At 63.3% G+C, this 1,627-nt stretch carries 1 protein-coding gene; it reads right to left on the reverse strand.

Annotated elements, in window-relative coordinates; genetic code table 11:
• On the reverse strand, window positions 1-1,627 hold a 1,627-nt coding region (locus A5752_RS10700), incomplete at both ends, for a condensation domain-containing protein (protein ID WP_231983378.1).

Below are 1,627 nucleotides of genomic sequence, written 5' to 3' on the forward strand. Positions count from 1 at the left end.
GATTACCCCACTCATCCAGACGGGCATGCTCACCAACGTCAAGCACATCCACCTGAGAGAGTCGCCGTCCCGGATCGGCGGCCATCGCCACCAACACCCTGTGCAACCGCTCGATCAGCACCTCGATGCTGGCCGCATCAAACACATCGGTGCGGAATTCCACCGCCCCGCCGATCCCGGCGGGCTCACCGGCCTCGCTCCACCGTTCAGCCAGCGAGAAACTCACATCCAGGCGCGCAGTGTGGGTGTCCACCGGCACCTGGGTGACCTCCACATCACCCAACGCCAACCCCGCCCCAGGATCACTGGCGAAGTTCTGCCAAGCCAACGCCACCTGAACCAACGGGTGATGACTCAAGCTCCTGGTCGGATTGAGCCGCTCCACCAACACTTCGAAGGGCACATCCTGATGCTCATAAGCGGCCAAACTGCGAGCACGCACCTGGGCCAGCACCTCGGCCACAGTGGGATCACCGGCCAAATCGAGCCGCAACACCAACGTGTTGACGAAAAACCCGACCAACTCATCGAGCGCAGGATCACGCCGCCCGGCAATCGGGAAGCCCACCGCCACATCAGAACTGGCGCTCAACCGCGACAGCAACACCCCCAAAGCGGCCTGCAACACCATGAAACTGGTCGCATTGTGCTCCCGCGCCACCCGCACCACCTGCTGCTGCAACCGCGCAGGCCAATCCACAACCACAGTGGCGCCACGCTGATCGGCCACCACCGGATAAGGCCGATCAGTGGGAAGCTGCACACGCTCAGGCATCCCGGCCAACACATCCTGCCAATAAGCCAACTGCGCTGCGATACGACTATCGCCGTCGTCGAGATCACCCAACTGCGCGCGCTGCCACAACGTGTAATCCACATACTGCACCGCCAACGGCGCCCAATCCGGCGCGCGCCCCGCACACCGACACGCATACGCCGCCCCCAGATCAGCCACCAACGGCCCGATCGACCAACCATCCGCGGCAATGTGATGCACCACCGCCACCAACACATACTCATCCCCCGCAAGACGGAAAAGCCGTGCCCGCATAGGAATCTCGGTAGTCAAATCGAACGTGTACCGCGCCGCGGCGCCGACAGCCTCCCGCAACTCGCCCGCCGACCAACCAACGCCATCAACGACATCCCAACCAAAATCAACCGCATCGGCGGCCACCACCACCTGCCGCGGAACCCCCTCCACCGCGGTGAACAAAGTACGCAAGCTCTCATGACGGCCGATCACATCGCCCAACGCCGCACCCAACGCATCGACATCCACCGCACCGCGGATCCGAAGCACCACCGGCATGTTGTAAACCGGTGAGGGACCCTGCAATTGATCGATGAACCACAACCGGTTCTGAGCAAACGACAACGGAACCACCGCCGGCCGCTCCACAGCCACCAACGGCTCCAACCGACCCCTACCCACCCCCACACACAACGCCAACTGCGCCACCGTGGGCGCCTCAAACACCGTGCGCACCGCAAGATCCACACCCAGACCCGCATTGATCGCCGCGATCAACCGCATCGCCGACAACGAATCCCCGCCTAGATCGAAGAAGGAGTCGTCGACGCCGACGCGGTCGAGCCCGAGGACTTGGGCATAGATACCGGCCAA

The sequence above is a fragment of the Mycobacterium sp. 852002-51961_SCH5331710 genome, assembly GCF_001665535.1.
In the GTDB taxonomy this organism is placed as follows: domain Bacteria; phylum Actinomycetota; class Actinomycetes; order Mycobacteriales; family Mycobacteriaceae; genus Mycobacterium.